The following is a 26,212-nucleotide window of genomic DNA, read 5'->3' as shown; positions in this document are numbered from 1 at the left end:
CGTACCTGCCCGGGTGTATGACCACGCCTGACCGCTGTGACGGTGATGGCCCTGGCGTGTTTCCGGTTTGGCGACCCAATACGGAGGCCCCCGCATGCAACGCGCTTGCGTGATGCTCGAGTCGATGACGATCAATGTGGAGCTACCTCCCGCTGAGGCGGAGGTCGTTCCTGGCGTGCCGTGGGGTGCGGTCGAGGCCTTCCCCACGCCTGCGTATTGGGCCTACCAGGTCATGGCGCGACGGATCGAGGCGCGATCCATTCAGTACAAATTAGGGAAGACGCTGCGCGAGGAAGTCGGCGCTTGCCTGCTGGGCGGTCACGGCATCCCTGCCAGCATCGGCTTGCTGGCCTATCACCACCTCAAGGCCAAGGGCGCATTCGAGGCCGAGGCACCCGAGGAGCAGACACTCTTCCAGTGGCTCTCCGAGCCCATGCATCACGAAGGTCGATTGGTGCGCTATCGCTTTGCCAGTCAGAAGGCGCGCTATCTTGCTGCGGCCATGCGCAAGTTGGCCCAGGAACCTTCCCCCGAGCAGTCCGGCCGCGCCCTGCGTGACTGGCTCACCGCCATCCCGGGCATCGGCTACAAGACCGCATCGTGGGTGGCGCGTAACTGGCTCGATGCTGACGATGTGGCGATTCTGGATATCCACATCCTGCGCGCCGGCGTACTGGCGGGCTTCCTGGATCAGGAGCTCACCGTGGAGCGCAACTACCTCGCGCTGGAAGCGCAGTTCTTGCAGTTCAGCCAAGGCTTGGGCGTGCGCGCCTCAGAACTGGATGCTGTGATCTGGCTGGACATGATGGCCTCACCTCTGACGGTAGGCGCAACGCTCAACGCCCTGCCAGAGAGCAAGTTCAAGGCAAAGCACGCTCCGTCACGGGCGCGCTCCCAACGCCGCGATACCGACACCCACCAGCTGGCACTGCTCGGATAGTCGACCCACCCAGGGATCCCCGGTGATCCCGAGCAAGCAGTAGTTCAGCGCCAGTGCTTGGGCCACGATCGCCAAGGCGCCCTGCATGATGCCCGCATCACGCCAAACCAGGCTGTCGGCGTTCTCATACTTGGCCGCCGTCATGGCGGGCTCTGCCACGAAGAGCAGCAACGAACCGGACTGGGCATCCACTACCTGGTCAGCCTCGGCACGCAAGGCATTTAGGATGTCCGCCGAGGGGCCAATCACATCCAGGGCATGTGTGTTCGGGTTATATCGCGCCCATTGCGCGGCGTCGCCGGGCAGTTGCATGACCAAATGCACCGGATGGATGGCACCTGCTGAAGGTGTTGAGCGCTGCTGCAGGGAAAACCCCAGCGGAGACTCGGCGGTGCGCTGGCAGTACAGGGTGTGCCAAAGCAACGTGCTCACATCCTCCAGCCCAGGGGCAGCGAATGTTCGACGACTGCGCCGTTCTGACAGCACGCTCGCGCATGGACTCGAAACATCCGCGGCAGGTGGTAGTGCAATCGAGCGCACGACTGGCCAGCGCCAAGGGGTGTAGGCGCCGGGTTGCTGACGCGGAACGGGATTACCCAGCCAATTCCACATGCGTGTCGAGCTCGTGCCAGACCTGAAAGTACTTGTTACACCCGCGGCAATTCCCGCATGCAACCTGCGCCTTGTGGCAGCTGTGCGACCAGGACAATACCTCCATTGGTACGCCTGATGTACGCACCAGTTCGCTGGTACTCATGCCGATGGCTGGCGCTTCCACCACCATGCCGCCTTCCTGCCCCTGCATGAGCTGGCTGATCTGCGCCACGAACTCGGGTGTGCCATCGCGATGGCTGCCATCAGAGGCCACGGTGCCTACCCACAAACGCTGGACGCCCAGCGTGATGGCCTTCATGCCGACCAGCGTCAACAGGAACTGGTTGCGATAGGGCCACCAGTCGCTTGCCGGGGCATGGACATCCGGTGTCGTGCCGGCCATGTCGCCTGAGCCGAACTCACGCCCGTCGAACCGAAGGACATGGTGAGGGATCTGCATTCGCTGGCAGACGGCGGCCGCAGCCGCTACTTCGGCCGGCGCAGCCAACTGGCCATAGTCCACCGTGAAGGCCAGCGCCGGCCGCTTCCACCAAGCCAAGGCGATGGAATCCATGCCTCCAGAAAGCAGAAGCGCACTGTTCATGCGCTCACGGCCGCCCACACCGTCTGATAGATGGCGCTGACGAAGTCATCGCGCAGGAAGCAGTCCGTGCCTTCCATCATCTTCAGGTCCTCTTGCGACTCGTTCTCTGCATAGAAGACGACCGGTATACCGCGGGCTCGCGCATAACCGACCTCAAAGATCGTGCCCGAGTCCAGACCATCGCCAACGGCCAGGATTACATCACTCTTGTGGATGCCGTCCACATCCTGCCTGACCACCCGATCGGCCGGCCCGTGCCCGACATCGTGATAGGGAGAAAAGACATTCAGTCCCATATCTCGCAAGCAGTTGCGTGCCTGCTCGATCACCCAGAGCTGGCCCAGGGTGAAGAACGGTCCAGCCAGATAGACCGTGGGCACGTAACCGTCCTTGTACTTATCGGACACCTGCAGGGGCGCCGGCGCGAAGGCGTCCAGTTCCTCTGGCGAGGGGTAGCGACGGTGCTGGGCGTAGAACGCCGTGGCGCGCGATGCGCGCTCAGCCGCCACCACCGGCTCACGGCCTTCCTCCATCCATGCGTAGGCGAAGTTGGCAGCGAACTGATCGCCGCTGCCAATCTTCCACACGCGCGAGGTTGAGTACGCTGGCACCAGATGATGCTTGTCCTGGTGGTACACCAAGGCGCCTTTGGGCCCCATCTTCAGCACGACCACCTCGGCGCCTTGTTCCTGGGCCAAGCGCTTGGCGATCTCGGCCGGTTCCTGCCTCACGCCATCCAGCAGTTGTACGGCCTCATAAAGATTGAGCACCAGCGCCAAATGCTTTGCCTTGGATCCGTTCTTGGCGAACGCTTCAGGGCCCATCACGTTCTGCGGATCAAACACTGCGTACTCGGCGTCAATCACCGCTGTGCCTTCCAGCATGCCGAAGCGGAGCACCTTCTCTGCCTTCACATGCAGATCCGGCTGCCTCTCGGGCCAGCGGATGTTCGGTACCGACAACCCATGGGTGTAGAAGAAGGCTGCCGAACGTGGCAGTTCCGTAGCACTCAAGCCAAAGCCTTCCTCTGCCGCACGTGCCTGCACGATGGGCAGCAGGCCCGCGTCCAGATAGCCCGTAAGCTCGACTTCTCCACCCAGTTTCACGACGGCAGAGGCTGCGCGCCCCGCCGACCCATACACCTCGTCCCATTGCGGGCGCAGGCATACCTCGCGGTAAATGCCACCGACGATCGTCAACATCCTGTTTCCCCTTTTGTATCCTTAAAGCATCAGCGCACTGGCGAGATGCGTACGCTCACCTGGCCGCCGGACTTGGCAGTTACTGTTGCCGTGTACCGGGTCCCCTGACGAATGCACTCCAGCAGGCGTGCCATCTTCGGCGACGTGATACCGCCGGCGATCTCATTGCCCAGCTTGATCACCACGACCTGGGCTGCACCTTGCACGTCCAATCCGACGGACAGGACATCATCCACATCGATACGTGCGACCACGTCTGCCTTGGGCGAGCTGAGCTGGGTATCGAAGGCCAAGCGATCGCAAGACACTTCCTCGGGCGGGAAGCCACCACCGCCATAACCACCACCACCTGATCCGGACATCTAACACCTCCTTGGTTAGCCCCTGTGGGGACATTTGACCGCACCACCACATGGCCGCCACGCTGCGACGCACCATGCCGACACTGCAGCCTGCGTCAGGGTGAACTTGCGTGTTTCATGTGCTGCGTCACTGCGCGCACGCTATATCCATTTCCGATCTCGACAGACACCCACTTGCCAGCGGTATCGGCCGGAATGGTGAAGCTTCGATCAACCAGAACCCGCTCCGTGGCTGCCAGGTCCTGGCACTGGCCGGACGGAACCCTAAGGATCTGATCGTCTCTACTTTCGATCTTGCTCTCCCTGACCTGCATGGTGATCTGATCACCCTGTCGTGCGAACTGGACCAGGGCGCCCTCAAAGAGCGACACGCTGGAAAGCGTCTGGCGCCGGTCGGCACACGACATACGCAACGTGCCTCTGTCGGTGCCTGATCGGTAGAGTTGCGGCTGATCCGAGGCCGTTAACGTGGCCCCCTTCAGCACCTGATCGTTGAGTAACACTTCAAAGGCCAGCGAGGAGTATTTCGATGAATCCACCTGTCCCGCAGAGGCCGCGGCAGGGATCAACAGGATCGAGAGAAGAAAAGTGCGCACATGAGTTCCTTTCATTGGTGCCACGTCGCAGGATACGACTGGCCGACATCATCATTGGCTTAAAGGCGTGGGGGCACATCATGCCTCCACGCATCGAGAAATACTGTCCTACGTCACTGCTGGGGTCGGTGCTCCGCACTCGATGCCGAGATCTCCGATGGCTTGCTCCAGCTTCCACCCAGTGCACGGAATAGGCCAACCAACGCCATTTCTCGCTGGGTCCTTACCTCGATCAACGCAATCTGAGCCTCCAGATCACTCCTTTGCGCGTCCAGATAGCGCAGGTGATCATCCAGGCCCGCGGTGTAGCGCGCCTCGGCAAGCGACAGGACACTGGCACTGTTAGCGGCAAGCTCTGCACTTGTGCGCTCTTCCTTGCGCAGGGTTTCCGTAGCCGCCAAGGCATCGGACACCTCACGGAAGACGGTCTGAATCACCCCCTCATACTCAGCAATCGCCATGTCCTTGCGTACGTGAGCCAGATCCAGGTTGGCTCGATTCCGACCCCCAGAGAAAATCGGGATGTTGATCTGGGGAACGAACGACCATGCCTTCTGCCCGGACTCGAAGAGTCCGGACAGTTCATCGCTAGCAGACCCCAAGAAGCCGGTCAGCGATACGCGCGGGAAGAATGCAGCCCGTGCTGCCCCGATATCGGCGTAGCGGGCACGCAACTTTAGTTCCGCAGACCTGATATCCGGCCGGTTCTCCAGCATCTCCGACGGTGCGCCGGCGGCGATGTCCTGGATGATCACAGCGTGCTCGACCGCTTCTGGCGCCAGTGGCTCCAACTGGTTCGTTCCCACGAGCAGCGTCAGGGCATTGTCGGCTTGGAGAAACTGCCGTTCCGTCCTGACCAGCTCTGCACTGGCTTGCTGGACCAGCGCCCATGCCCCCTTGTACTCCAGCTCGTTGGCCGCGCCAAAAGAGCGCCGCTTGTCAATCAGATCCAACGAATCCTTGCGCGCCTCAAGCGTGTCGGTGACCAGCAAATAGCGTTGCTGTGCATCGAACCACTCGCTCTTCTGGTCGATTTTGAGCCCGGAGAATACGTCCCGCTCTCCGGCGCTGGATGCAGCAATCGAGGATGACCTTGGCGGCTACGACGCCTTCAAGGACGCCTTCACCCAAGCAGCGCAGACACGTTTCGGAAGCGGCTGGGCCTGGCTCACCGTCGGTGTGGATGGCTCGCTGCTGATCGAGAGCAGTGCGAACCAGGACAATCCGCTCATGGGAAAAGTCGCGGGGCTCTCCGGTGGAACACCGATTCTCGGGCTGGATGTCTGGGGGCACGCCTACTACTTGAATTACCAGAACCGTCGGCCGGACTACATCGGCGCGTTCTTCAACATCATCAACTGGAAAGAGGTCTCTGAGCGCTACTTCATAGCGATCGGGTGACTGACAACTTGTTCCGTAAGCGACGGCGCTGCTAAGTCTGCGCTGCCAAGTGAGTGGGTTGTACTCCGTCCAACGGCCCTACGAGCAAGGCCGACGGATCAGCTGGCAAGCTCTTCGACTGAGCAACTGCCGGCAACGGCACAACCCCTTAGCTTCCTGTCATCCCTGCAGGAAGTGACGTCGAGCCAGTCCCCCGCGGTTCGACGAGCTACCGCCGTACAAGAAGAAGGACACTCGCGACTCTCCGACGAGATCAGTCCACATCGTACGTTTGCGATGGTCCGACTGTCGTGATGACAGCCGATGTCGGAAGGAGGTCGATACTTTCCCTCCTTCCGACGATCTTTTTTTTCACGAAGCGCTTTCGACTTTCCTTCGCCTGACACTGTGAGTTGGCCTCAGTGCATCGCGATCTGTAGGTCAAAAGCGGGAATTCGTCAGTTGGAGAAGATCCCTATCAGCGCGAACGGGATCAGGACGGCGCCAATGCCAACCATGAAGGCGCCCACTTTGAGCAGCCACCCCATGAAAAAGTGCCGTCTTCCGTGTGCAAGGCTGGCTTCATGGTCAGCAAACCTCACCACCCCGCCATCGGTCCTGTTGTCGAACTCATACTTCATTAGGTCGCGCTTTGCCTTGGATGCCTGAACGACGAGGCGGAATCCAATGGCGATAAGCACGATGCAAAAGGTCAGAAAAATCCACGCACCCATGATGAACCCCTGTTTGTTTGGTTGAACTCGGTTGTTTGGGAGAACTGGTTTGTTGCTCGGTGCGTCGTTCACCCCTCAGCCTGCTCATATTGGTCTTGCCGCTTCTGCTTCAGATACGGCAGAGCAATCGAGACAGGCGGGAGAATTGCGCTTGGCGAGGTTCCGATTCTGCTGTCGAGGTTCAGTCCGCCAGGCGCTTGTAGGTGACGCCCAGCGGGCCAGACAGGGTGTTCTCGTCCACGCGCGTGAGCACCAGCGCTGCGCCGTCCACGTCTGGGTGAGACAGGCGTACGCGGTCCTTATCCACCTCGTAGCGCAGTCGAACCTCCACGCCACCCAGCGTTGCGGACTGCACGACCGTGCCATCTCGCTCAAACCGCAGCTGGCTTAGACCCATCGCATCCTCATACGTACCGTGCATGCCGCTGCCGCAGGCAGCTAGTACCCATACCAGGCACGCCAGCAGAATCACTCGTGCGATCTTCATTTCATGGCCCTCGCACCGGCGCGAACTGCCGTTCGCCCAACGACACCGGTCGTCCGTATTGCTCGCTACCGATGGCATATCCTTCCAGACGAGCCGTGATTACCGGGCCATCGCTGCGGCGATTGATGCCGGTAATGCGCAAGCGGCTGTCCAGCGTGACGTCTCGCCGTCCACCGTTGCGCGCCAGCACGTCCTGTGCGGCGGCAGCATCGAGCGGCCAGAAGTTAAGTTCTTCCGGGTTGTCGATTTGCAGGCTTACCCGCTGCTGCCGCTCGGAAGGTGATGGCTGCGCGTTGAAATGAAAGACGCTGCCAGGCATGAAGGCATCCAGGTAGTAGCCTCCGCGTGCGCCGTCGTACTCGCCGAAGCGCGCGGTGACATTCATACGCAGGCGTCCCACATCGGCCGTGCCGTCGTAGATCGACTGCAAGCGGCCCTGTTCGTCCTGCAACAGCGCCGGGCGTTGGAACTCGTCGGCGTAGACCACCCGCGATTGCTGGCCCGCCCACGTTGCGATGGGTGGTTCGCGCCCTTCCAGACGGTATGACAACAGCAGGATCTGCAGATCATCCGGATGGTCCAGCTGGCGTTCGCCGTAGCGCGCATCCGCAGCTGCGGGCGTGGTTGAGGACGATGTCGATGCCGCGCCTTGCTTTGGCGAAGCGCTGGACGATGCAGGGGGCGCCGTTGCCGCTTCTGCTGCTTGATTCCCAGCGGGTGCGCCTTCGTCACTGCCGCATGCGGACAGGACCAGGACGATTGCGGCAAGTGCGAAGTTCCGAGCCTCAGAGGCTGACATCATTGGCATCACCAGCCTCCTTGACCTCGGCATCGCGACGCGCCTGACCGATCTGCTGCAACTCGGCACCCATGCCTTCCACCAGTGCATAAGTGTCGCTCTGCTGGATCATCGCGGTGTAGAACTCCATCACCAGCCCCGGGTTCTTACCGCTCAGCGCAACGCGTGCGCTGATGTTCAGGCCGCAGCCGTCGGTCCAACTGGCGCTAGTGTTGTCGCTGGCTGCATAGACGCCGTTGCGGCATCGGCCAAACAGCGGATTGGCCTCAGTCAGCGGATTGCCAGCACGGTCGTAGATCCACTGCAGGTCACGGGTGCCGGCCGCATAGCCGCGCGGCGAGTTCGACTCCTCGCGTACCTGCGGCTGTCCGTACTTGCTGGTCAGTGCTTCCAGCGTGGCCTCCACCGACGGCATCTGGCCGTCGCGGAACTTTTGCGTCCGCCAGATCGCCACCGCCTTCTCCTTGCCCGGCACGCCCGGCGTGGCGACGCTGACGATTTCGTCGGTGTGCTCCCACTTGAACTTGCCGCGGCACTCCTGCCATTCACGGGCAAAGTTGCAGGGGCGGTAGCTGCCCTTCTCGACGGTGAAGAACTGCGTGCCCAGCTCGACGCCGTAGGTATCCAGCCGATCGAGCCAGCGCTTTTCCTCGGTCACCACCGCGTCCTCGCCCAGCGTGCAACGCGCGGTGGACAGCGCCTCCTCCCTTGTCATGCCCGGGCGCAAGCCAGTGATGTCCGGACCGACCAGGTCCTTGCGCACCTTGGGCGGGCAACGCAGCGGCGCGGCACCCTCGGGTGCGGCTGCGGCAGCTTCCTCCAGCTCGTCGACGGGTACCCCCATTTCCTGCTGGCCTTCGGCGAGGTCGTTGTCGCCGCCACAGGCGGACAGCAGCAGGACGGAAAGGGCCAGCCAGGGCAAAGTCTTCGTCATCGGCGTTTCCTTGTAAGAGGGAGGGATGCCGTGGCTCGCTCGAGCTGGACGGCAAAACTGCACGGTCCAGTACTCCAATCTCGGCGTGCCCTCGGGTTACTGCCGTAGGTAGATCGGCTGGAGGTGCACACCGTGGCCTTTCAGCACCAATGGCGTCCTCATGGAGTTTTCAAGGAACCTTCAAGCCCGCCGGGACGGCGTTCTGGTCCGTGCAATTGCCCCTGTAACCGGCGTTATCATCGATCGCATGCCAACCATCCCGCCTCCCGACGCCCGTCTCTACCGCTGGCGCTTCGGCACCGTCGAGTTCGACGAAGCCCGCCACGAGCTGCGTGTCGCCGGCCTGGCCGTCGACATCGAGCACAAGCCGCTGCAGGTGCTGTCGGTGTTGCTGCGCCATGTCGGCGAGGTGGTGACCAAGGAGGAACTGTTCGACCAGGTGTGGACCGGCCGCATCACCGTCGACCATGTCCTGGCCACCGCCATCGGCAAGCTGCGCAAGGCACTCGATGCCGCCGGCGAAGACCGTATCGCCACCGTGCCGCGCGTGGGTTACCGCCTCGACGGCCCCGTCGAGCGTGTCGCCCAGGGGCAGCGGCTGGGTACCGCGCTGAGCTTCGTCGCCGGCCAACCGGTGCCCGGCCGCGAACACTTCCTGCTCGAACGCCCGCTTGGCCGCACCCTGGGCAGCGAAGTCTGGCTGGCGAGGCAACCGCGCAGCCGCGACGCGCGCGTGTTCAAGTTCAGCGTCGGCGGCGAGCGCCTGGTTGCGATCAAGCGCGAAGCCACGCTGATGCGCGTGCTGCGCGACACGCTGGGCGAGCGCGACGACTTCGTGCGCGTGCTGGACTGGAACTTCGAGACCGAACCCTACTTCCTGGAATGCGAGTACGGCGGCCAGGCGTTGCCCGACTGGGCGATGGAGCACGATGCGCTCGGCGGATGGGATTGCGACCGCAAGCTGGCGTTCTTCCTGCAGATCGCGGCGGCGGTCGATGCCGCGCATGGTGTGGGCGCACTGCACAAGGACATCAAGCCGGACAACGTGCTGGTGCGCGCTCGCCAGGACGAGCGATGGCAGCCCTGCCTCACCGATTTCGGCAACAGCCGACTGCTGCAACCCGAACGACTGGCCGAACTCGGCATCACCGGGATGGGCATGACGGTGACCACCGCCGGCAGCGACAGCTCGGGCACTCCGCTCTACCTGGCGCCGGAGCTGATCGCCGGGCAACCGGCCACGGTGCGCAGCGATGTCTACGCGCTGGGCGTGCTGCTGTACCAGTGGCTGGTGGGCGACCTGCGCCGTCCCATGGCGCCGGGTTGGGAGCGCGAGATCGACGATCCGCTGCTGGTCGATGATATCGGCCGCGCCACCGACGGTGACCCGGCACGGCGACTCGGCAGCGTGGCAGAACTCATCGAGAGGCTTTCTTCCTTGCCGCAACGGCGGGCAAGCGCGCACGAACACCAAGCAGCCGCGTATGAAGCCCAACGGGTTCAACGGGCCTTGGAACGAACTCACGCAAGGCGGCCTTGGATCATCGCCAGTTTCGTACTGCTCGGCACGGGACTACTGGCGAGTTCGTTGTTCTGGTACCGCAGCGAGCAGCAGCGCCAGAGCGCCGCGATGCAGGCCGCCCGCGCAGAGGCGGTGACGCGCTTCCTCAGCGACGACCTGATCGGCGCGCTAAGCCCGGGTGGCGCCGGGTTCGAGCGCGATCCGACCGTGCGACAGATGCTCGAACAGGCCGGCACGCCGCTGGCTGCACGCTTCGATCGCGATCCCGCCGTGCGCGGCGGTATTCACGCGGCGCTGGGAGATGCCTGGCGCACGCTTGGCGACCGTGAGCGCGCCGCTGATCATCTGCGGCAGGCGGTGCAGGACTACGGCCGCGCCTTCGGCGTAGACGATGAGCAGACGCTGGTTACGCGCTACGGACTGGTGCGCACGTTGGCCTATGCTGGCACGCGCGAATCCTTCGCCGAGGCCGAGCGGCAGTTGCAGGAGGCCGACCGCCTCGCCGGCCGCGCCCGGCTGGACGGCCAGAACAACGTGGCCCTGTACGCCGCCATCGCACGCGGCCAACTTCATTTCCAGCAACTGCAGATCGAGCCCTCGCTGGCCGCGCACCGGCGTGCGGATACGTTGCAGCGTGCGTTGCGTCCCGACGACGCCTCAATGGCCGCGCTAATCCGCTCCAACATCGCTGATGCCCTGCTGCGCTCCGACAAGGCCGAAGAAGCGGTGCCGCTGCTGCAGCAGTTGCTGGCCGACCCGCTGCTGGACGCAGACCGGATCGGCGAATCCACCGTCGCCGGTTACCGCGTGATGCTGGCGCGGGCACTGCGCAACATGGGCCGTTACGCCGAGGCGCTGCCGATCGCGCAGACCGCGGCCGCCACCACCGAGCGTATCCTCGGCCCCGACGACTACACCACGCTGGTGCAGCTCTCGCTGGTGGCCAGCATCCACGACTATGCAGACGAGTGTCCGAAGGCGCTCCCGATCGCGCGCACCGTGCGCGAACGCATGGCCAAGCGTTACGGCGAAGAGCGCCAGGCCACGCTGATCGAAACAGGCAACCTCGGCTTCAAGGAGTACGACTGCGGTGATCGTCCGGCGGGCCTGGCCTACCTGCGCCAGGCCGAGAGTGGCCTGCGCCGGCACTTCGGCGAAGATAACGTCGCCGCACATAGCTTCCGCTACGCCCTGGCTGGCCATCTGGCCAGCGAGGGCCAGTACACGGAGGCACTGGAGATGGTCGATGGGCTCAGCGTGCCGGCGCTGACGGCGGGCGACTCAACGCCTGGCTGGGAACACCGGCTGCAGGCACTACGCGGCCAGATCCTCATGCAGTCAGGTCGCGTGCAAGAGGGTCGCCCGTTGCTCGCTGCTGCGGTGGCTGCACTGGATCAAGTCGGCGCGTCCGAAGAAGACAACATCCTCGAATGGAAGCGTCTCTTGCATAGCTCGGCCAGCGCGGGAAATTGAGGCTCCAGCGCTGCTTTTGGGCCAATGCATCTGGATGTCGCCCAATCCGTTAACCAGGTTCACCCGCAACGCAACGCTCGATTTACGTTGACACGTTTTCGCTCAGAAGATTGTTGAATCGGCATCAATCAGGGGAACAGTATGAAAATGATTGCAACGCTGGCGATCGCGCTGCTGGGCGCGTGTGTAGGGTCGGTGTGGGCCGCAGACGGCGATAGTACCGCCTTGAAGAGGTACCCTTCGCCAGAGCAGGTTCAGTCCGACATCTTGGCAGATGCTGGGGATGCTGAGCCCGAGGAGGTTGCAGGGCGTCAGGCTGGGCGCCTGATGATGCTCCACAGTGCTCTTGCCCATACATGGAGTAGTAGCGGCAACGTGTCTCAGGCTCCACCATCTGCCCGTGAGCTGCTAGATGCCTACAGCCAGGCATATCGGGCCATCAACAAGAGAATGGAGGCGGAGCCAGGCTGGCGCGACAAGTGCGGCTACTTCGGCAATCTGTTTGATACCTGCCGTCGCCAGCGCTTTGTAAGGGAGATGGGCTACTTCAAGGCGAGCCCGCAAGCCGCGCAGGAAGTAGCCCAGCGGTACTTTCCGCCCGAGTATCAGGATCGATTCGTGGACCTGACCGGCGTGGGCGGCAGCCGTCAGCGCTTTGCCGACTACCAGAGCGAACGTCACGAAGCCGGACGTGCCGAGCGCGGGCGCGAATTCCGGAAGAAGCTGCCACTCATTCTCGGCGGACTCTCGCTGATTCCACTGGGCATCGGGGTCGGACTGCTCGCTCTTGCGCGACAAACAGGAAACTCGCTCAATCGTTACGAGTTCCACAACACCTCTGCGGGAGGCGTTGTCGAGTTCGCGAGCTTTGAAGCCTCCAAGGCCCACGAGAGGAAGCGGGTGATGCAGCGGCTAATTGCCAATGTGGGCTATCTGGTCTTGATGATCGGCGTCCTGGGATTCGGCTTGGCGGTTGGCGTCCTTATATCGAACTCTCAGTGACCGTCGCGAGTGAGGCTACAAGTTCAACTTGGTTCGGTTAGATCTTCGGCAAGGCATGGGTCGCGGTCACGATCAAACGCGCGGTCATGGCCCGCTTGCGAACGCAGCTATCGAAACGACTACATATTCCGACCACATCTGTGCTGGAGCGAACATTCCTTATGAATGCACCTGAAGTATTCGCAGCCTTCAATTTCGACCATGGGATCGACGCGCCGAGCAAGTTCCGGTTCGGACCGTATGAGTTCACCGTAACCGCAGAACACATAGCATCAGCTCTGCGAATGCCACAGCACGCCGTGGTGCATCAGACATGGGACCATTCTGGGCATCCCATTGTTCAGGAAGCCGACGCTAAGGCGGGTGAGATAGTTGAGACCGCATCAGTTCGACTGGTTGGCGAGTTGGAAACCGGGCACCCATTCTTAGGCGGCCCTCACGATCCAGACGGGATCGGCGAACTATGTACCTTGCTCAGCTTCCTAACAGGTCGGGAGGTACTAACGCAGAAGGACATCACAGGCCAGGAAGGAACCTACTATGGTGAAAGGGTTGTAGGCAGAAACTACTTTCTGACCGTCGGCGAGCGTTGGCCGGATCTTCAGGCTGTCCAGGCTGCGGGTCTAGGCCCCGCAGTCTGGGCTCTGGTCAATGGGAATTCCGTAAACGATCTTATTGGTCGAATGTGTTATGCGAGTGCCGCGCTCGATCTGGTCGTGACCAATTGGCAGAAAGCACAACCGGACTCCACAACGCCTGAACTTAAGAAAAAGTTCAAGGAGGTTCGTGCGGCACTTGAGTCCACGATAGGCTCAGAGCTAGGCACCAGCGACACTGCTAAAGATGCCATCGCGCGTCTGGGTGGTCTGTTCTCGCCATCCGCAATGCTCAAGATGATGAACTTCCTTAAGGAAAAGGAATACATGTCTGTCTCACCAGGCGCTGAAGAAGTAGCGAGGGTCAAGCTTCTTAATGGAACGCGCAATCGCGTAGTTCACACGGCCAATATCCCAACCGACGCTCACCTCAGTTCACAGCGCAATGCAGAGATAGCAATGTATGTGTTAGCCGTTACTGGCGAGATCTGCATCGTCCACCTATGCGATCTCATGAAGGTAGAAGACGGGCACATCGAGAGATCGCGCAAGGAGATAGGCAAGTTCTTCACCAAAGGAACGTTCAACGGACAACATGTTGAGGAAGAAGACTACGCAACATACTTGGCTCGTCTGAAACAGAATTGGGTTGCCACAATGAACGACGATTCTTAGCCTACGCACAGGCCTCCCGAGAATCACGCTTGTCGCAAGATGAGGCGAGATCAGGATCAATCTGTCTTCTAAAACACTTCCCGACTGACCATAGAACCCAACACTGTAAGGAGCAAGATAATGTCGGCAGTTCTCAAGGATGAAGCCAAGGCCCACGTGATCCCTCGTGCTTGGCTTTCGAGGCTGGAGTTCTCCAGCGGAGATGAGATCGAGTTGGAGGCCGTGGACAAGGTCATGTTGGTCGGTGCTAACAATAGCGGGAAGTCCCGCACCATCCGCGAGATCGTTTCCAAGATTCAGGGCGGCGATGAATACAATGACCTCGTCGTGCTCAGGGAGTTGGTTCTGGAGAAGAAGGGGACGCAAGAGGATCTCTACTCCTACGTGCAACGATTTGGCCATAAGACAGAAGCTGGGTTCGTTGTTGGAGACTGGCAGGTCAATAGGAATGCCATTCAATACTGGAATCGTTCATACCTCATTGCTGGACTGAGCGATGGATTCGTAAGGAACTTAGACGCAGCGAGCCGGCTGCTGATATGCAATCTGCAGATGCAGATTGGGGACGAAGACGCGCCAAGCATGCCCCAACACTTGCTCTATCGCGATGACGCGCTGATGGCAAAGATTTCAGGATTGTTTGAACGCGCGTTCGGCCAAGGCTTGGTCATCAACTATCTTGGCGGGCAGCACATTCCAATTCATGTTGGCGATAGCCCGGATCGGTCGAAGTTTCCTGACAGGGCAACAAAGGCCTATACGAACGAAATAAAGAAGTACCCCGCTCTTCATCTGCAGGGTGATGGAATGAGGAGCTATGCAGGAATTCTGTTTCAAGCTGTGGTCTCAGCCCGCGATGTAATCTGCATAGATGAACCAGAAGCTTTCCTTCACCCTCCTCAGGCACGAAAGCTTGGTCAGACCTTGTCGACTGAAGCACAGGGCCAGTTGTTCGTCGCAACCCATGACAGCGACATACTTCGCGGATTTCTCGAAGGGCAGAAGGGAAAAGTACGAATTCTGAGAATCCGTAGAGAGGGAAGCGTCAACTGGGTCTACGAGGCAAGCCCAGACGCTATCAAGAAGCTCTGGGAGACGCCGGTCCTTCGTTTCTCCGGCGCTTTGGACGCAATGTTTCACGATCAAGCCATCCTCTGCGAAGACGACAGCGACTGTCGCTTGTTCAGCTCCGTTGCGGACTACATGCAGGAGACTCAGCAACAGACATGGCCTGACACCGCCTATGTTCCAACGGGAGGGAAGGCTGGTATGCCACTTGCGGCCGAGATCTTGCGTGCCGTTGGTGTTCCGGTGAAAGTTGTCCTGGACTTCGATGCGATCTCAGATGGTGCTTTCCTTGAGAAGCTCGTCAAGGCGGTAGGAGGAGACTGGCCTGCTGCCAAAGAGCACTGGCATCGCGTTTCTTCTGCGGTTCGAGAGGGCACGCCCCCCACTGAGGCGACGATCAAAGTCCAGATTCGGGGCCTATTAGATGGTGTCCCTGCCGACAAACTGCCGAAGAAGCAGGACGTAGATGATGCCTACAAAAGTAAGTCGCCATGGTCCGGCGTCAAGAAATATGGCTTGAACGGAGTGCCGAATGGACAAGCACGTCAGGAATGTGAGTCGCTGATCGACGTTCTTCAGAAGTCGGGTATTTATCTGGTACCCAGCGGAGAAATCGAGAGCTTCTGCCCCACGCAGGGAGGGCATGGACCTAAGTTCGTGACCAGTGTGCTCACCAATGTAGAACTCAACTCTTCGTCACTGAGAGACCTTCGTGAATTCACTGAGAGGATTCACAAGGGAAGCGCAGCTCCAGTCAAGAGTGTGGGCAAAATCGCGGATCGAAAGAAAGGCGATAGCACTGATCAAACAACGCACGATGGCGGCGGGCCAGTCTTGGATGGAAACGGCAAGGTGGAAGGGTGAGCACTACTGATGCCCTAGCGGCGGGGCACCTATCCGCGCTCATCTCCGGGCTTCTTTCTCATGGAGAAAGAGAGCTGGGAGGGAGGAAGTACCCTGGCTAGCACGCCCGTCCCCCATTCGTGGGTAAGCGTTACCCTGCCACGGTGCACGGTAGGCTGCAGACCGTAACGGCGAGTCTCAGTGCTGACGGCATCGCACGGTCGGGCATTGAAAGGTGCCAGGTCAGTCACGAATATATGCGCAGGGGGCCGAGTTCCCGTCGGATTTGTGCGCTGCGCAAAATCTGATCGGAAACAGCCAAGACAAGCCATACGACCAAGGACCTTGGGAGACCGGGACGAGGGACATAAACGCCATCACGGATGAGCCAAAGAACGAGATCAGCGCCCGGCAGAACACGCCGGAAATGCTCAAAATCCTGTGGGCCCGCAATCGGGTCTTCGCTCGCATCAAGCATGTTCAAGCCTGGTATTTCGGCTTTACCTTTGCATTGCCCACCGCCTCCTTGCTTGTGTCGTTGTACTTCGCCCCTCTCAAGCCATGGGTAAGTCTTCTCGCCCTCACAGTCGGCGCCATTGACGCTCTTGCCTTCGATGTATGGCGTAAGAAGATGATCAAGATCGCTGCGCGCTTGCAGGAACAGTTCGACTGCTACGTGTTGGGCATGAAGTGGAACGCATTCACTGCCGGGACGCAGATTTCACCTCAAGACATCGAGGAGTACGCGCATCCGCCGCTCGACGCGGAGTCTCGGACAAAGCTGGTGGACTGGTATCCAGCCCAAGCCTGCGCCATGCCATTACATGTGGCACGACTAGTTTGCCAGCGCACCAACTTGTGGTACGACTCCAAGGTGCGCAGCACCTACCGCGCGGTGCTTTGGTCCATAGCGGGGGCCTATTTCCTGGTGCTTTTAATGTTCTTTCTCCACACTACACTGATCGAAGTTCTGCTTGGCCTCTTGATTCCATTCGGACCCTTCTTCACTTGGGTCGCACGCGAAAATCAGCGCCAAGCTGACACGATAAAGCTTGTGGATCGCCTACTAGGTGAGATCGATAAGTCTTTAGACACCTTCGTGGAGGCCAAGCGTACTGGCAAGGCCGATGCGAGGGCACGGGAACTTCAAGACGCCATCTTCTCCCACCGTGCAAGTAGTCCGCTGGTGAGCGATCTGATCTACAAGATCAAGCGACCTAAGCTCGAGGTGAAGATGAAGGCGGGTGCGGATGCCTTTGTCACGCGCGTGAATAAAGCCATAAGGAATTGAAATGAAGCAGATCGCTGCTTTCAATGATTTCATGGCCGATACCGTCAATCTCAACGACACGAGAATCGACCTTCTAGACAACTCCTTCGAAGCGATCAAGAAAGTCATTCGCGGCTCCGACTATTCACCTACGATACTCTCCTTCTTCAGGCATGGATCCTGGGCACACAAGACCATTATTCGCCCAGTAGAAGGTAACCCTTTCGATGCCGATGTCATCGTATTCGTAGAGCCAGAGGCCGATTGGCAGGCTTCCCAGTACGTGAATGACCTGGCTCGTGTGTTTCGCGAGAACCCGATCTACAAGGACAAGATCCGCGTCTTCTCGCACTGTGTGACCATCGAGTACGCCGGCGAGCGAAAGATGGACATCGCGCCCTGCGTTTGCGGGCGTGTGAGAGAGGATGATCGCGAGGTCTGTGACCGCAATAGTAATGTCTTTCAGCGTACGGAGCCGGAAAAGTACACAGACTGGCTCACTGGCCGGAATGCCGCCGCTGGCGGAAACCACGTTCGCAAAGCAACCCGGCTCCTCAAGTACCTTCGTGACATCAAGACCAACTTCTCGTGTCCATCGTTTCTTCTGACAACGCTGCTTGGACTACAGATTAACGATGGCGATAAGGATTCTGGCAGCTTCCCTGATCTCCCGACCGCACTGTGCACCATCGTCGGTCGACTGGATGACTGGCTGCAAGCTCGCCCCTTCGTCCCCGTTGTGAGCAATCCCGTTCTTCCGAGCGAGAATCAAGCCAGTTCTTGGACAGCGGTCTCGTATGGAAATTTTCGGAGTAAGATCAACCTTTACCGCGGCTGGATCGATCAAGCCTATGCTGAGACCGATGCCGAAGAGAGCTTGAAGAAGTGGCGCAAGGTCTTCGGTGATGAGTTCGGCACCACTCCAGTGCGTAAGGCGCTTGTTGCAACAGAGGCGCGCTTGCCTGCACTCGATGCAGTAACTCGTGATGAAGTAGATACAGTGCGCGTGCGCGGGCTTGGCGCGCTGGCTTTGGACATTCTTCGACCGAACTGGCGGCGGACACCGACTTGGGTGTCTGATCTCATTGCCGCCAAGGTCACAGTAGGGGCAAAGATTGGCAAGGTTGAAGGGCGTCTGATGGGGGTCAAGAGCGGCATGAGCTTGGAGCCCAATCAATCAATTCACTTCTTCTCGAAGCTAGGCGGGCTCACGCCTCCGGCGGGCTATCGAACTCACTGGCGCGTAACCAACACCGGCACTGTCGCCAAACTCAAAGGTGCCTTGCGTGGAGAGTTCAACGATTCCGACAGTCCGCACATGCGCAAAGAGTGGCTTGAGTTTCGCGGCGTACACATGGTGGAAGCCTTCATTGTGCGTGAAGCAGACTCGCGCTTAGTCGGCTTTAGCGAGCCCTTCTACGTGGTCATTGAGTAGTACGCCATAGTTTCATTGCCCCGGAGGCGCCTGAGGTTGTGCAAATGTCTGCCGATCTTGAGTCGGCTACGCCTCCGCTGAGATCAGTAAATACACTTACTAACAGTCAGCGTGACTAACCGTCGAGCCGAGAGATTCTTCTTCTCTGCATTCGCTTGTCCGGTGCTCATGCTCCTTGCCGTTGCGACATCTACAAAGCCCTCAAGTTCACTTTGACCGCGCAACATTTCGTGACAAAGGAGCATTGCCATGGTTCGCACAGCACTCAAGACCAAACTCCTGTGTGCGGGAATTCTCGCCCTATGCGGTTGCGCTACGGCAAGACCTGAGCAACCAAAGAACACAGCGAGCTACATCGATTACCAATTACCAGTAACGAACGCGCAGATAGCGTTGAACTTGGTCTTAACCAGTTGCAATCCGGTGGAAGCGAAAGCTGAGGTGTCGATCATACCCATGGTTACACCTACGCCCTTTGCGGAACACCGATTCAGAGTGAATGGCGAGGATCTTCGCTCATACACCAAGAAGCAGGATCTAAAGATTGAGCTGCATCCGGTTGGATCCATCAAATCGATCAACAGCAGCACCGAGGATCGTACTGCGGCGATAGTAGGTAACGTACTAAAGATTGTGGCCCCCATAGTGGGGGCCGCAGGGTCAAAGCCGACGGCTCAAGCCTGCAATGACACCACGAAGGAAGCACTTGTGAGGTATGGCTCCCTGACGTCCGACATAAGTGATCTTAGAAAGTCTATGGTTGGCGCCAAGGACCCCGCAGCAACTCAGAAGAAGATTGACGCATTTGCAGCCGAGGCCGCGCTCATCCGCACCGAGCTTCTTAGTCTGACTCTTACAAGGCAGATTGAACTTTACCGAACGGTCTATGTTCCACCTGCGGGGACGCCCGCACGGACAGACACCGCATCCGATAGGCCGAAGAATGTTGGTGGTGAGCGAATTCGCTGGTCTCGCCAGGATCTGAAGAAGTGGTTCACCGTTCCTGGTTCAGATACGATGACAGCAGACTGGTTCTCGATAGGCTGGTGCCTAAGGGGCGACGATGTCCCCGGCAATGCTGCGTGCAGCGCTATCCAATTCGATCAGATCTTTGACAATTCCGTGCCTGAGGTCCGGACGGCAGCGAAGATCTCTTGCGACATTGCCGATGCGAAGTGTCCGACTACTCTTGTGTTCAGAGAGCCTGTAGCAGCGAAGCTGACTGTAATATCATTGGATTCCAGTCTGAAGAGTGACCTCACACCACTAGCGAAGGCCCCAATGGCGATGGCGCAGTGGGGCGAGGTTACGTACCTGCCCCTGACCGTGGGGTTTGGTCAGGCCAGAAACTTGAGCTTGAGCCTGGACGAGTTTGGCAGGCGTTCGACATTCGGCTGGACTTCCAACGCGCAAATGGAGGGTATAACCGGCGGGGCGCTGGGCGTCGTCGAGTCTGCAGCCGCCCTCAGAGCATCGCGTGAGTCGGCCGATCTGAAGAGCATGAAGGCAGAGGCTGACGAGCTTCAGATGCAACTGACTCTGAATAAGCTTAGAAACTGCAAGGCAGTGATAGACGCAGGTGGTTACAACTGTCCGACGGAGTAGGTCATGTGTAACGATCCCATCGGCGATCTTCGGCTTGATGAGCAGCTGTTCTCTCGCAGCCTGGCGCCCGTCACGACGATCGTGGCTCGCCTCTCATTGGCATCCGCTGGCTCCTTTGTCAGACAGCTCGACTGCCGCCAGCATGGAGATGAGCTTCACTTTGAGGGAGACATTATTGTCTCCCCCGCCTCGCTCAAGGATCGCGCTTTGTACTTCTCAAGTAGGACATTCGGCCACGGCGTCGGCGACCGCAAGTACACGTGGCCGGCCGGGGTCATTCCCTACATCTGTGATGCGAGCATCAAGGAACTTGTTGCGGCTGCGGCTGCTCACTGGATGCAAAGAACGCCACTGAAGATCGTGCCGTTTCGTGGGGAGGATGACTACGTTGTGTTCGAGCTTGGTGATCACAGCGCATCAAATGTTGGTCGTATTGGAGGAGACCAGTCAGTTTCGTTGCATCCCGGAGCTACGCTGGGCACGGCAATACATGAGCTCGGCCACGTTATAGGCCTTTGGCATGAGCACAGTCGCTCTGATAGGGACAGCTACATCACGATACATCGAGGAAATTTTGATCCCGCTAACTCGCCAGAGTTCGATCAACCCGTGCACTCGAGCTCAAAGCTTCTCGGACCCTATGATCTGATGTCCGTGATGCATTACCCTTCATTAGCGTTTACCACTACCGGCGAACCTACTATCACATCGAACAGTGGTGTCCCGATTGGGGGTAGCGGCATAAGCAATGGAGACGTCTTGGCAGTAAAGGCGCTCTATCCAACGCTCGGTCGGTAGTAAAGTGAGCGCGCGACGAGGTCGGCACTGGATCAACTACCGCGGCGTAGCTGGGTCTCGTATCAATTCCATAGGCGTCACCCTAAGTACGCGCAATGGTCTGGACGTAATGACTTCCATGGGGCGAGCATCGCCCAGAAGCAGGTGCGCGCCATGAACAACTCCACGATGCGCCATGTATTGCGCTAGACGTGGCCTTAGTGCCGGTCAAAGACTTCGTGCAGCTTGGCGTCTGATCGATGAGTCCGGACTCGTTAGACTGGAAATCGGGATAGGGCCGCTCTCGCTTTGGTGTAAACCAATGCAAGAGTGGCCGCTTCTCTTTGCGCCAAGCCTTCGCAGCTGTCTCGTCTACTCCTAGGACTGGCTTTGCGGAAGGCGTCACGAGGCAGGCGGCTGGCGGCCGCTAGCGTCGCCAAATCAGTCTTTGACTTGGACATGATTAATTCAGGGCTCACTGCAACCCAATTCCACGACTGGGGCTAGTAAGGGCGCATGTAGTGCAGGATGCGCTCGTTGATCAGATGTTCGGTCCGCCCCACAACGCCGTTGAGTACTGACTCATCCACCCCTTGATCCAAGATGAAAGAACGTAACGGACTACGTCCACTGCTGGCTTGCAGTACTAACAGCCTGAAGAACCCATAGAGCGAGACGTGCCCCCAATCCATATCCGATGGCGCAAATGCCAGGTAGGGGAACTGCCTGGGAATCAGTACGCCAGTCAGGTCGCAGGCGTTTGATCGCGACCTTGAGAAGGTCAGACGGGGTGCGCTTCCGATGTCACGGCCCACGGCACGCGCGTAGGCAATCGCCAGCTGCTCGATCTCTTCCCTGGTGCCACCAAACATGACGCGCGTGAGATCCTCAATCTCGGACTGGCGCGAGTGATCCACTACACCAAAATAGTCTTCCGAACCACGTGGAAGGCGAAGAGATGCCCCTTTGATTGTGCGATATGGCTCCTCCTCTGAAAGGAAGAACGAGTAGATCAGTGCGCCAGACTTCAAGCGGATGAACTGATGGGAGTCAGCTGCACCCTCTTTAGCTGCCACGCAGGGAGCGAAATATGCGAGATCAGGCGGAAGACTGGGGGAGATATAGCCCACATAGCACATCGGGCCGGAAGCAGACTCGACGATGCTGTCCTCATCCCAGTTGGCAAGGCGGCTTCGTGCGCCCTTCTGGTCAAGCTCGCCTGCAGGAGGTCTACCCATTCTGTCCGGCGCCCATGAGTTGAAGATACCTGGCCACTTTCTGATGTTCCCCTGTCCGTAGGGCGCCTAGCATTGTCTTTCCACCCAGCACGCGAACCGGCGTGTTCTTGAAATGAAATCCTGCCTTCAATGGATCGTCGAATAGCTCTTTAAGCCGGGCTACGATCGGCAGAACTTCCGCCATCCCTTGCTGCACACTGGCAGACTCAGGATGGAGCCGGAGCGTGTTGCGGTGCACGCGCAGCAATTCCGCCAGTTCCACTAGCGACAAGCCCAATGTGGACGCGACTTCAACCGGTGAGCACTGCAGTTCGTTTAGCGGGCTTTGGCTGGGCTGAGGGGGCATGGTGGTTTGCTAGGTGGCCACTGGTATTCACGTTACCTCTCGCTGGCCCATGGCTCAAGCCAGAATGCCCTTGCTGCTTCAAGAGCGGGCCTCTTATCGTAAGCATTTAGGCGCTGGCAGACTCAGGGAGGGGGTATGCGATCAATCGATGACATCCTGAAGTTCAGAGGGGACATATCCCCTTTCCTGGTCCACCTGACCCGGCGGACTGAAGAGATGACGGCGGCAGAGATACTGCGCAAGATCATCGACGACAAGCGAATAGCGCCCGGCGCCGCCCTGGTCAGCGATCTTCGGTTCGGGGGTATCGATATCCCAGCAAGCGAGAGGCCGCGGTACTTTGGTGCAACTTGTTTCACCGAGACGCCACTGAGTGAGGTGCATTGCCTGTTCGACATCAGCTATCGAACGGTGAACCTCGAGTCGTATGGCCTGGTACTTCTCAAGCAGAATCTGCTCGCACAGGAGGTCTCGCCCGTCTTCTACTTGAATAACGAGCGAGCTGACAAGGATGCACTGGCGCAGGTGCTCTATCAGTTAGCGCATACGAACCCGGACGTGGCCGAGAAGCTACTGCCTCTCTTCTGCGTCTTCGGACAGAAGCTTCGCAGCCCCGCAGCTGCGGCCGCGCCGATAGGAACGGTGGACTTTCGCTGGGAGCGTGAATGGCGTCAGCCGTTCTATCGGGGAGGAGTCACCTTCGCCGCCGAGGATGTTTTCGTCGGTTTATGCCCTCACGAGCAGATCAGGGACTTCGAGGAGGCATTCCCCGACGTGAAGTTCATAGACCCCCAGCGGCCTTTGAAGTGGTACGCCACCGAGCTCATCCACGCGCGGCAGCGCCTTAGCCTCTCTACTTCAGTTGTGTGACGCGTGCGAATGGCGCTAGCCGGCGGTTTTAACGTGCATTTTTGGTCAGGGCGTTAAATTAACGCCTTGTGCGTTAAAAGCCAGCAGCATTGATATGTATGACTATTCTTGGATTGCTGGCCATCCAGTCCTGCCCGGGGTCTCCCGCTCCTTTACCGGAGGCAGTGGGCACGTCCGCTCATGCCTGCTCGAGTAAGGCGTCGCGAATCCTGGCCTGCTGGAGCTGCCGATCTGTGGGCCCCGACACGACAGGCAGAACGGCACGGGGATCAGCATCCAGGGCCTGCAGCCCCACGCGAACGGCCTCGATTGGGAACACGGAAAATCGGCCTGAGTAGTAGATTCGGTTCCAGAACAGCCGCTCAATGCAGGCGAACAGACCCTCCCATCTATAGCGCAGTGCAGGATTGCCGTAGAGCACGCGAGGCAGCAGGTCGTATGCGCATGCGGAAGGCAGGTAGTGCCGGGCATCGTCCTCCATCTCCTCTCCCTTGCGGGCAAGGCATAGCAAAGCGATCAGTGCTTCCACAGAAGCTTGATTCCGAATTGCGCGAATCCTGTCGCCCTCGGGCCACACATGCTCGAACCGTCCCCGCAGATTGGGCTCTCCGTCGTCGAACAGCTGCAGTCGGATACTCAGCGGCATCTGCTCCAGGAGGCGATGCAGGCGCGAGATAGGCGGCGCGACGGGAGCGAGTAGCTCCCAGAGGGGTAGGTCCTTCCAGTACTCCAGCCTTACGGACCCACCAGTGCGGCCGCGGATGAACTCAATGGAGTCCGAGCTGGGAAGCGCTTTGCCTTGTCGCCAGCGCCGATACTTGTTTGACGCTGAGGGATCAGCATCATCGTCGCCCTGGCCGTAGAGCTCTCGCCGATCGGCACGCCACTCCAAGGTCTTGGGGGACTCCGTCCCGAAATGCGCGGCCAACGCGCCATAGCAAGCCGTACCGCGGGCCTGCTTAACTTCTTTGATGTGGGAAACCCAACCATCTTCAGGTGGGACGCGAAACTCAATTGGCATGCCACATGGTGGCGGGGGTGTCCGGTTTTGTCACGCCTAGTCCGGGTGTATCGATTCTGGAATACCGATCCACTTTGATCAGTGCGCGCGCGCATTCATACGATCCGCATGTCCCTTCTAGTCCGCGAAGGTCCCTTCATGGCGCAGAACAACCCAATGAATGCCGTTCAAGTTCAGACACCGAGTACATACGAAGACTTCGAGTGCCGAATGATCACAGCGCTCGGGGCTACTGTCGGCGGCCAGGCGCTGACCAAGGCGTTGGGCTACCCCTCCCAGGATGCGTTCCGGAAAGCCTCACAGCGCGGGCGCCTTCCCATCCGGACCTTTGAGGTGACCGGCAGACGTGGCCGATTCGCTGCAGCCACGGATATCGCGCAATGGATCTGGGGGCAACGGACGGGATCAGGATCTCGCAGCGGATGACGTCTGACGGCTAACCCGAGCCATCTCAATCAACGACGGAGAGCGCCACTTTGAGCTAACGGATCCCCAGAGAAATCCGGGTACCAAGATGCACAAAGGCCTAGGACCCTTGCAGGGGTGACCTAGGCCTTTGTGGGATGCAGATTCGAACGCCTGCCTCGCCATTATGCATCAACGTCCGACACCTGCAACCCCTTATTTGAAGGGGTTCGGGGTCGTGCGCCCGGTGGATCGGGAAACCGGTCCAGTGGCCTCGTCCGCGCGTGCGGCGAGGCCTGGAAACAGCTTTTCCGGGCAGATGCATGGCGCAACACCAGCTTCATTCCAAAGCCTCTCGCAACTACGTGCGCGAGTGTCGAAATCTCACTGACGATCAAGCAGAGGCTTTGCTCGCCTCGCTTCGTTGGGGCAACGAGACCAAGCAAGCATGTCCTGCGTGCGGCGTGTTCCGCCAGCACGGCCGGCGCAAGGCCCGGCGCCGATGGCGGTGCTCCGACTGCACGCATGAATTCAGCGTCACCAGTGGCACCGCTTTCCATGCGAGCAAGCTCTCCTACCGGCAGATCTTGGACATGCTGCTGAACTTCGAGGCCTCGGCCAAGGGGAAGTCCTTGTTGGAAGCATCTCGGGCGACGGGCTGTACGCCCAAGACCGTTCAAGCGAACTTTGGCAAGATTCGGGAGATGCTAGCCAATGGCATGGATCTCACGCCGCTCAGCGGCATCATCCACATGGACGGCATCTACCTGTGCGGCAAACCTCGTAGGCCGAATCGTCGGTCGAAGATGCCGAAAGACGCATTGAAGGTCAGGTACGGCAAGAAGGCGCCCAGCGACCCGGATAAGCCTTGGATCTCCGCAGGAACGACACATCGCAATTGGCTCAAGCGGGCTAACAAGCGCGTAGTGATCTCCCTCTGCCAGGCAGGTGAGATCGGCCAAGGCTCTAAGCGAGTGATGGCGTTCGTTTGCCCGTACGAAGATGACGCGAGCGTGATGGCAATGGCCACTCGATTCGTCGGAAGAAACTCGATTGTGATGACGGATGAGAGCCCGGCGTACAACCGCATGAGTACGATCGCTGAACACCATACCGTCCAGCACTCTAAGGAGTACTCCACGAGTGAGGGCGTCAACAACAACATGGCGGAGACATGGAACAGCCGCATGCGGCGCAACGAGTACGGCGTCTCGCATGGGTTCCGCCCGAAGTACCTCCAGGACTTTGCGTGCGAGTTTGTCTGGAGGGAGAACTTCAGGCGGGCAAGCCAGAAGGAACGTATGCACCACCTTATTCAGGGAATGATGCGAGCCTCGCGCTCAGTTTGGTGGACGGGATACTGGCAAGGCCGGCACCGGAAAGGCGAACTGGGCCTGGACTACTTCATCGGCCGGTCGCCGCAGCTTCAGTGAG

General features: G+C 59.5%; 23 protein-coding genes and 1 pseudogene. 12 read left to right on the top strand and 12 right to left on the bottom strand.

Annotated features, from left to right (window positions below; genetic code table 11):
* The first annotated feature begins 94 nt into the window (after positions 1–94).
* On the top strand, positions 95–940 hold the full coding sequence (locus ACIPRS_RS14895; protein ID WP_446539086.1) for an 8-oxoguanine DNA glycosylase: 846 nt from the start codon (positions 95–97) through the stop codon (positions 938–940).
* On the opposite strand, the gene ACIPRS_RS14890 is transcribed toward ACIPRS_RS14895, so the two are convergent.
* From ACIPRS_RS14890 to ACIPRS_RS14865, 6 genes are all read right to left on the bottom strand, one after another.
* The gene (locus ACIPRS_RS14890; protein ID WP_446539085.1) at positions 881–1,372 is read right to left on the bottom strand and encodes a hypothetical protein; all 492 of its coding nucleotides are present in this window, start codon (positions 1,370–1,372) and stop codon (positions 881–883) included. The two genes, ACIPRS_RS14895 and ACIPRS_RS14890, sit on opposite strands and share 60 nt — an antisense overlap.
* Before the next feature lie 160 nt (positions 1,373–1,532).
* Complete coding sequence (locus tag ACIPRS_RS14885) at positions 1,533–2,138, bottom strand: 7-cyano-7-deazaguanine synthase (RefSeq protein ID WP_446539084.1); 606 nt, start codon at positions 2,136–2,138, stop codon at positions 1,533–1,535.
* Complete coding sequence (locus ACIPRS_RS14880; protein WP_446539083.1) at positions 2,135–3,340, bottom strand: PfkB family carbohydrate kinase; 1,206 nt, start codon at positions 3,338–3,340, stop codon at positions 2,135–2,137. Before ACIPRS_RS14880 ends, ACIPRS_RS14885 begins: the two co-directional genes overlap by 4 nt.
* A 29-nt stretch (positions 3,341–3,369) precedes the next feature.
* Positions 3,370–3,702: a hypothetical protein gene (locus ACIPRS_RS14875; RefSeq protein ID WP_446539082.1), complete on the bottom strand. Its 333-nt coding sequence runs from the start codon at positions 3,700–3,702 to the stop codon at positions 3,370–3,372.
* Positions 3,703–3,797: 95 nt separating this feature from the next.
* Complete coding sequence (locus ACIPRS_RS14870) at positions 3,798–4,298, bottom strand: hypothetical protein (RefSeq protein WP_446539081.1); 501 nt, start codon at positions 4,296–4,298, stop codon at positions 3,798–3,800.
* Positions 4,299–4,411: 113 nt separating this feature from the next.
* On the bottom strand, positions 4,412–5,290 hold the full coding sequence (locus ACIPRS_RS14865) for an efflux transporter outer membrane subunit (RefSeq protein ID WP_446539080.1): 879 nt from the start codon (positions 5,288–5,290) through the stop codon (positions 4,412–4,414).
* A gap of 16 nt (positions 5,291–5,306) precedes the next feature.
* Here ACIPRS_RS14865 and ACIPRS_RS14860 point away from each other — a divergent pair.
* Positions 5,307–5,699 (top strand): annotated as a pseudogene (locus ACIPRS_RS14860) (superoxide dismutase); the annotation flags it as partial.
* 437 nt (positions 5,700–6,136) lie between these two features.
* Here ACIPRS_RS14860 and ACIPRS_RS14855 read toward each other — a convergent pair.
* The 4 genes from ACIPRS_RS14855 to ACIPRS_RS14840 all read right to left on the bottom strand — a co-directional run bounded on the left by ACIPRS_RS14855 (position 6,137) and on the right by ACIPRS_RS14840 (position 8,632).
* The gene (locus tag ACIPRS_RS14855) at positions 6,137–6,412 is read right to left on the bottom strand and encodes a hypothetical protein (RefSeq protein WP_446539079.1); all 276 of its coding nucleotides are present in this window, start codon (positions 6,410–6,412) and stop codon (positions 6,137–6,139) included.
* A gap of 181 nt (positions 6,413–6,593) precedes the next feature.
* On the bottom strand, positions 6,594–6,899 hold the full coding sequence (locus ACIPRS_RS14850; RefSeq protein ID WP_446539078.1) for a hypothetical protein: 306 nt from the start codon (positions 6,897–6,899) through the stop codon (positions 6,594–6,596).
* Position 6,900: 1 nt separating this feature from the next.
* On the bottom strand, positions 6,901–7,710 hold the full coding sequence (locus ACIPRS_RS14845; protein WP_446539077.1) for a hypothetical protein: 810 nt from the start codon (positions 7,708–7,710) through the stop codon (positions 6,901–6,903).
* Positions 7,685–8,632 carry a hypothetical protein gene (locus ACIPRS_RS14840; protein WP_446539076.1) on the bottom strand — a complete coding sequence of 316 codons (948 nt, stop codon included), beginning with the start codon at positions 8,630–8,632 and terminating at the stop codon, positions 7,685–7,687. The genes ACIPRS_RS14845 and ACIPRS_RS14840 overlap by 26 nt, the downstream gene beginning before the upstream one ends.
* A 247-nt stretch (positions 8,633–8,879) precedes the next feature.
* Here ACIPRS_RS14840 and ACIPRS_RS14835 point away from each other — a divergent pair, with 247 nt between their 5' ends.
* The 8 genes from ACIPRS_RS14835 to ACIPRS_RS14800 all read left to right on the top strand — a co-directional run bounded on the left by ACIPRS_RS14835 (position 8,880) and on the right by ACIPRS_RS14800 (position 20,919).
* Complete coding sequence (locus ACIPRS_RS14835) at positions 8,880–11,627, top strand: protein kinase domain-containing protein (RefSeq protein ID WP_446539075.1); 2,748 nt, start codon at positions 8,880–8,882, stop codon at positions 11,625–11,627.
* A 141-nt stretch (positions 11,628–11,768) separates the two neighbouring features.
* Complete coding sequence (locus ACIPRS_RS14830; protein ID WP_446539074.1) at positions 11,769–12,629, top strand: hypothetical protein; 861 nt, start codon at positions 11,769–11,771, stop codon at positions 12,627–12,629.
* 161 nt (positions 12,630–12,790) lie between these two features.
* Positions 12,791–13,900: a hypothetical protein gene (locus tag ACIPRS_RS14825; protein WP_446539073.1), complete on the top strand. Its 1,110-nt coding sequence runs from the start codon at positions 12,791–12,793 to the stop codon at positions 13,898–13,900.
* A gap of 120 nt (positions 13,901–14,020) precedes the next feature.
* Positions 14,021–15,832 carry an ATP-dependent nuclease gene (locus ACIPRS_RS14820; RefSeq protein ID WP_446539072.1) on the top strand — a complete coding sequence of 604 codons (1,812 nt, stop codon included), beginning with the start codon at positions 14,021–14,023 and terminating at the stop codon, positions 15,830–15,832.
* A gap of 214 nt (positions 15,833–16,046) precedes the next feature.
* Entirely contained in the window at positions 16,047–17,102 is a 1,056-nt protein-coding gene (locus tag ACIPRS_RS14815) for an S-4TM family putative pore-forming effector (RefSeq protein WP_446539071.1), read from the top strand.
* A gap of 1 nt (position 17,103) precedes the next feature.
* Positions 17,104–18,516 (top strand): SMODS domain-containing nucleotidyltransferase, encoded by a 1,413-nt coding sequence (locus ACIPRS_RS14810; RefSeq protein ID WP_446539070.1) that lies wholly within the window; start codon positions 17,104–17,106, stop codon positions 18,514–18,516.
* A 249-nt stretch (positions 18,517–18,765) separates the two neighbouring features.
* Positions 18,766–20,121: a hypothetical protein gene (locus ACIPRS_RS14805; RefSeq protein WP_446539069.1), complete on the top strand. Its 1,356-nt coding sequence runs from the start codon at positions 18,766–18,768 to the stop codon at positions 20,119–20,121.
* Positions 20,122–20,124: 3 nt separating this feature from the next.
* On the top strand, positions 20,125–20,919 hold the full coding sequence (locus tag ACIPRS_RS14800; RefSeq protein ID WP_446539068.1) for a M12 family metallopeptidase: 795 nt from the start codon (positions 20,125–20,127) through the stop codon (positions 20,917–20,919).
* A 482-nt stretch (positions 20,920–21,401) separates the two neighbouring features.
* Here ACIPRS_RS14800 and ACIPRS_RS14795 read toward each other — a convergent pair whose 3' ends face one another.
* Positions 21,402–22,136 (bottom strand): hypothetical protein, encoded by a 735-nt coding sequence (locus tag ACIPRS_RS14795; protein ID WP_446539067.1) that lies wholly within the window; start codon positions 22,134–22,136, stop codon positions 21,402–21,404.
* Positions 22,137–22,617: 481 nt separating this feature from the next.
* Between ACIPRS_RS14795 and ACIPRS_RS14790 the strand changes: the two genes are divergently transcribed.
* Positions 22,618–23,352: a hypothetical protein gene (locus ACIPRS_RS14790; RefSeq protein ID WP_446539066.1), complete on the top strand. Its 735-nt coding sequence runs from the start codon at positions 22,618–22,620 to the stop codon at positions 23,350–23,352.
* Positions 23,353–23,530: 178 nt separating this feature from the next.
* On the opposite strand, the gene ACIPRS_RS14785 is transcribed toward ACIPRS_RS14790, so the two are convergent.
* Positions 23,531–24,373, bottom strand: a complete 843-nt coding sequence (locus ACIPRS_RS14785) for a hypothetical protein (protein WP_446539065.1) — start codon at positions 24,371–24,373, stop codon at positions 23,531–23,533.
* A 728-nt stretch (positions 24,374–25,101) separates the two neighbouring features.
* Here ACIPRS_RS14785 and ACIPRS_RS14780 point away from each other — a divergent pair.
* Positions 25,102–26,211 (top strand): IS1595 family transposase, encoded by a 1,110-nt coding sequence (locus ACIPRS_RS14780; protein WP_446539064.1) that lies wholly within the window; start codon positions 25,102–25,104, stop codon positions 26,209–26,211.
* The last annotated feature ends 1 nt before the right edge of the window (position 26,212 follow it).

The organism is Pseudoxanthomonas sp. LARHCG66 (assembly GCF_052871755.1).
Note: the sequence above shows the minus strand (reverse complement) of the source record. Positions and strands in the feature narration are given on the sequence as shown.

What these genes read in the sequence shown, in the direction of transcription:
- ACIPRS_RS14855 (WP_446539079.1), bottom strand. Translation starts at nt 6,412, where the DNA reads ATGGGTGCGTGGATTTTTCTGACCTTTTGCATCGTGCTTATCGCCATT.
- ACIPRS_RS14785 (WP_446539065.1), bottom strand. Translation starts at nt 24,373, where the DNA reads ATGCCAATTGAGTTTCGCGTCCCACCTGAAGATGGTTGGGTTTCCCAC.
- ACIPRS_RS14810 (WP_446539070.1), top strand. Translation starts at nt 17,104, where the DNA reads ATGAAGCAGATCGCTGCTTTCAATGATTTCATGGCCGATACCGTCAAT.
- ACIPRS_RS14795 (WP_446539067.1), bottom strand. Translation starts at nt 22,136, where the DNA reads ATGGGTAGACCTCCTGCAGGCGAGCTTGACCAGAAGGGCGCACGAAGC.
- ACIPRS_RS14830 (WP_446539074.1), top strand. Translation starts at nt 11,769, where the DNA reads ATGAAAATGATTGCAACGCTGGCGATCGCGCTGCTGGGCGCGTGTGTA.
- ACIPRS_RS14820 (WP_446539072.1), top strand. Translation starts at nt 14,021, where the DNA reads ATGTCGGCAGTTCTCAAGGATGAAGCCAAGGCCCACGTGATCCCTCGT.
- ACIPRS_RS14805 (WP_446539069.1), top strand. Translation starts at nt 18,766, where the DNA reads ATGGTTCGCACAGCACTCAAGACCAAACTCCTGTGTGCGGGAATTCTC.
- ACIPRS_RS14780 (WP_446539064.1), top strand. Translation starts at nt 25,102, where the DNA reads ATGGCGCAACACCAGCTTCATTCCAAAGCCTCTCGCAACTACGTGCGC.
- ACIPRS_RS14825 (WP_446539073.1), top strand. Translation starts at nt 12,791, where the DNA reads ATGAATGCACCTGAAGTATTCGCAGCCTTCAATTTCGACCATGGGATC.
- ACIPRS_RS14875 (WP_446539082.1), bottom strand. Translation starts at nt 3,702, where the DNA reads ATGTCCGGATCAGGTGGTGGTGGTTATGGCGGTGGTGGCTTCCCGCCC.
- ACIPRS_RS14835 (WP_446539075.1), top strand. Translation starts at nt 8,880, where the DNA reads ATGCCAACCATCCCGCCTCCCGACGCCCGTCTCTACCGCTGGCGCTTC.
- ACIPRS_RS14790 (WP_446539066.1), top strand. Translation starts at nt 22,618, where the DNA reads ATGCGATCAATCGATGACATCCTGAAGTTCAGAGGGGACATATCCCCT.
- ACIPRS_RS14885 (WP_446539084.1), bottom strand. Translation starts at nt 2,138, where the DNA reads ATGAACAGTGCGCTTCTGCTTTCTGGAGGCATGGATTCCATCGCCTTG.
- ACIPRS_RS14880 (WP_446539083.1), bottom strand. Translation starts at nt 3,340, where the DNA reads ATGTTGACGATCGTCGGTGGCATTTACCGCGAGGTATGCCTGCGCCCG.
- ACIPRS_RS14840 (WP_446539076.1), bottom strand. Translation starts at nt 8,632, where the DNA reads ATGACGAAGACTTTGCCCTGGCTGGCCCTTTCCGTCCTGCTGCTGTCC.
- ACIPRS_RS14895 (WP_446539086.1), top strand. Translation starts at nt 95, where the DNA reads ATGCAACGCGCTTGCGTGATGCTCGAGTCGATGACGATCAATGTGGAG.
- ACIPRS_RS14800 (WP_446539068.1), top strand. Translation starts at nt 20,125, where the DNA reads ATGTGTAACGATCCCATCGGCGATCTTCGGCTTGATGAGCAGCTGTTC.
- ACIPRS_RS14850 (WP_446539078.1), bottom strand. Translation starts at nt 6,899, where the DNA reads ATGAAGATCGCACGAGTGATTCTGCTGGCGTGCCTGGTATGGGTACTA.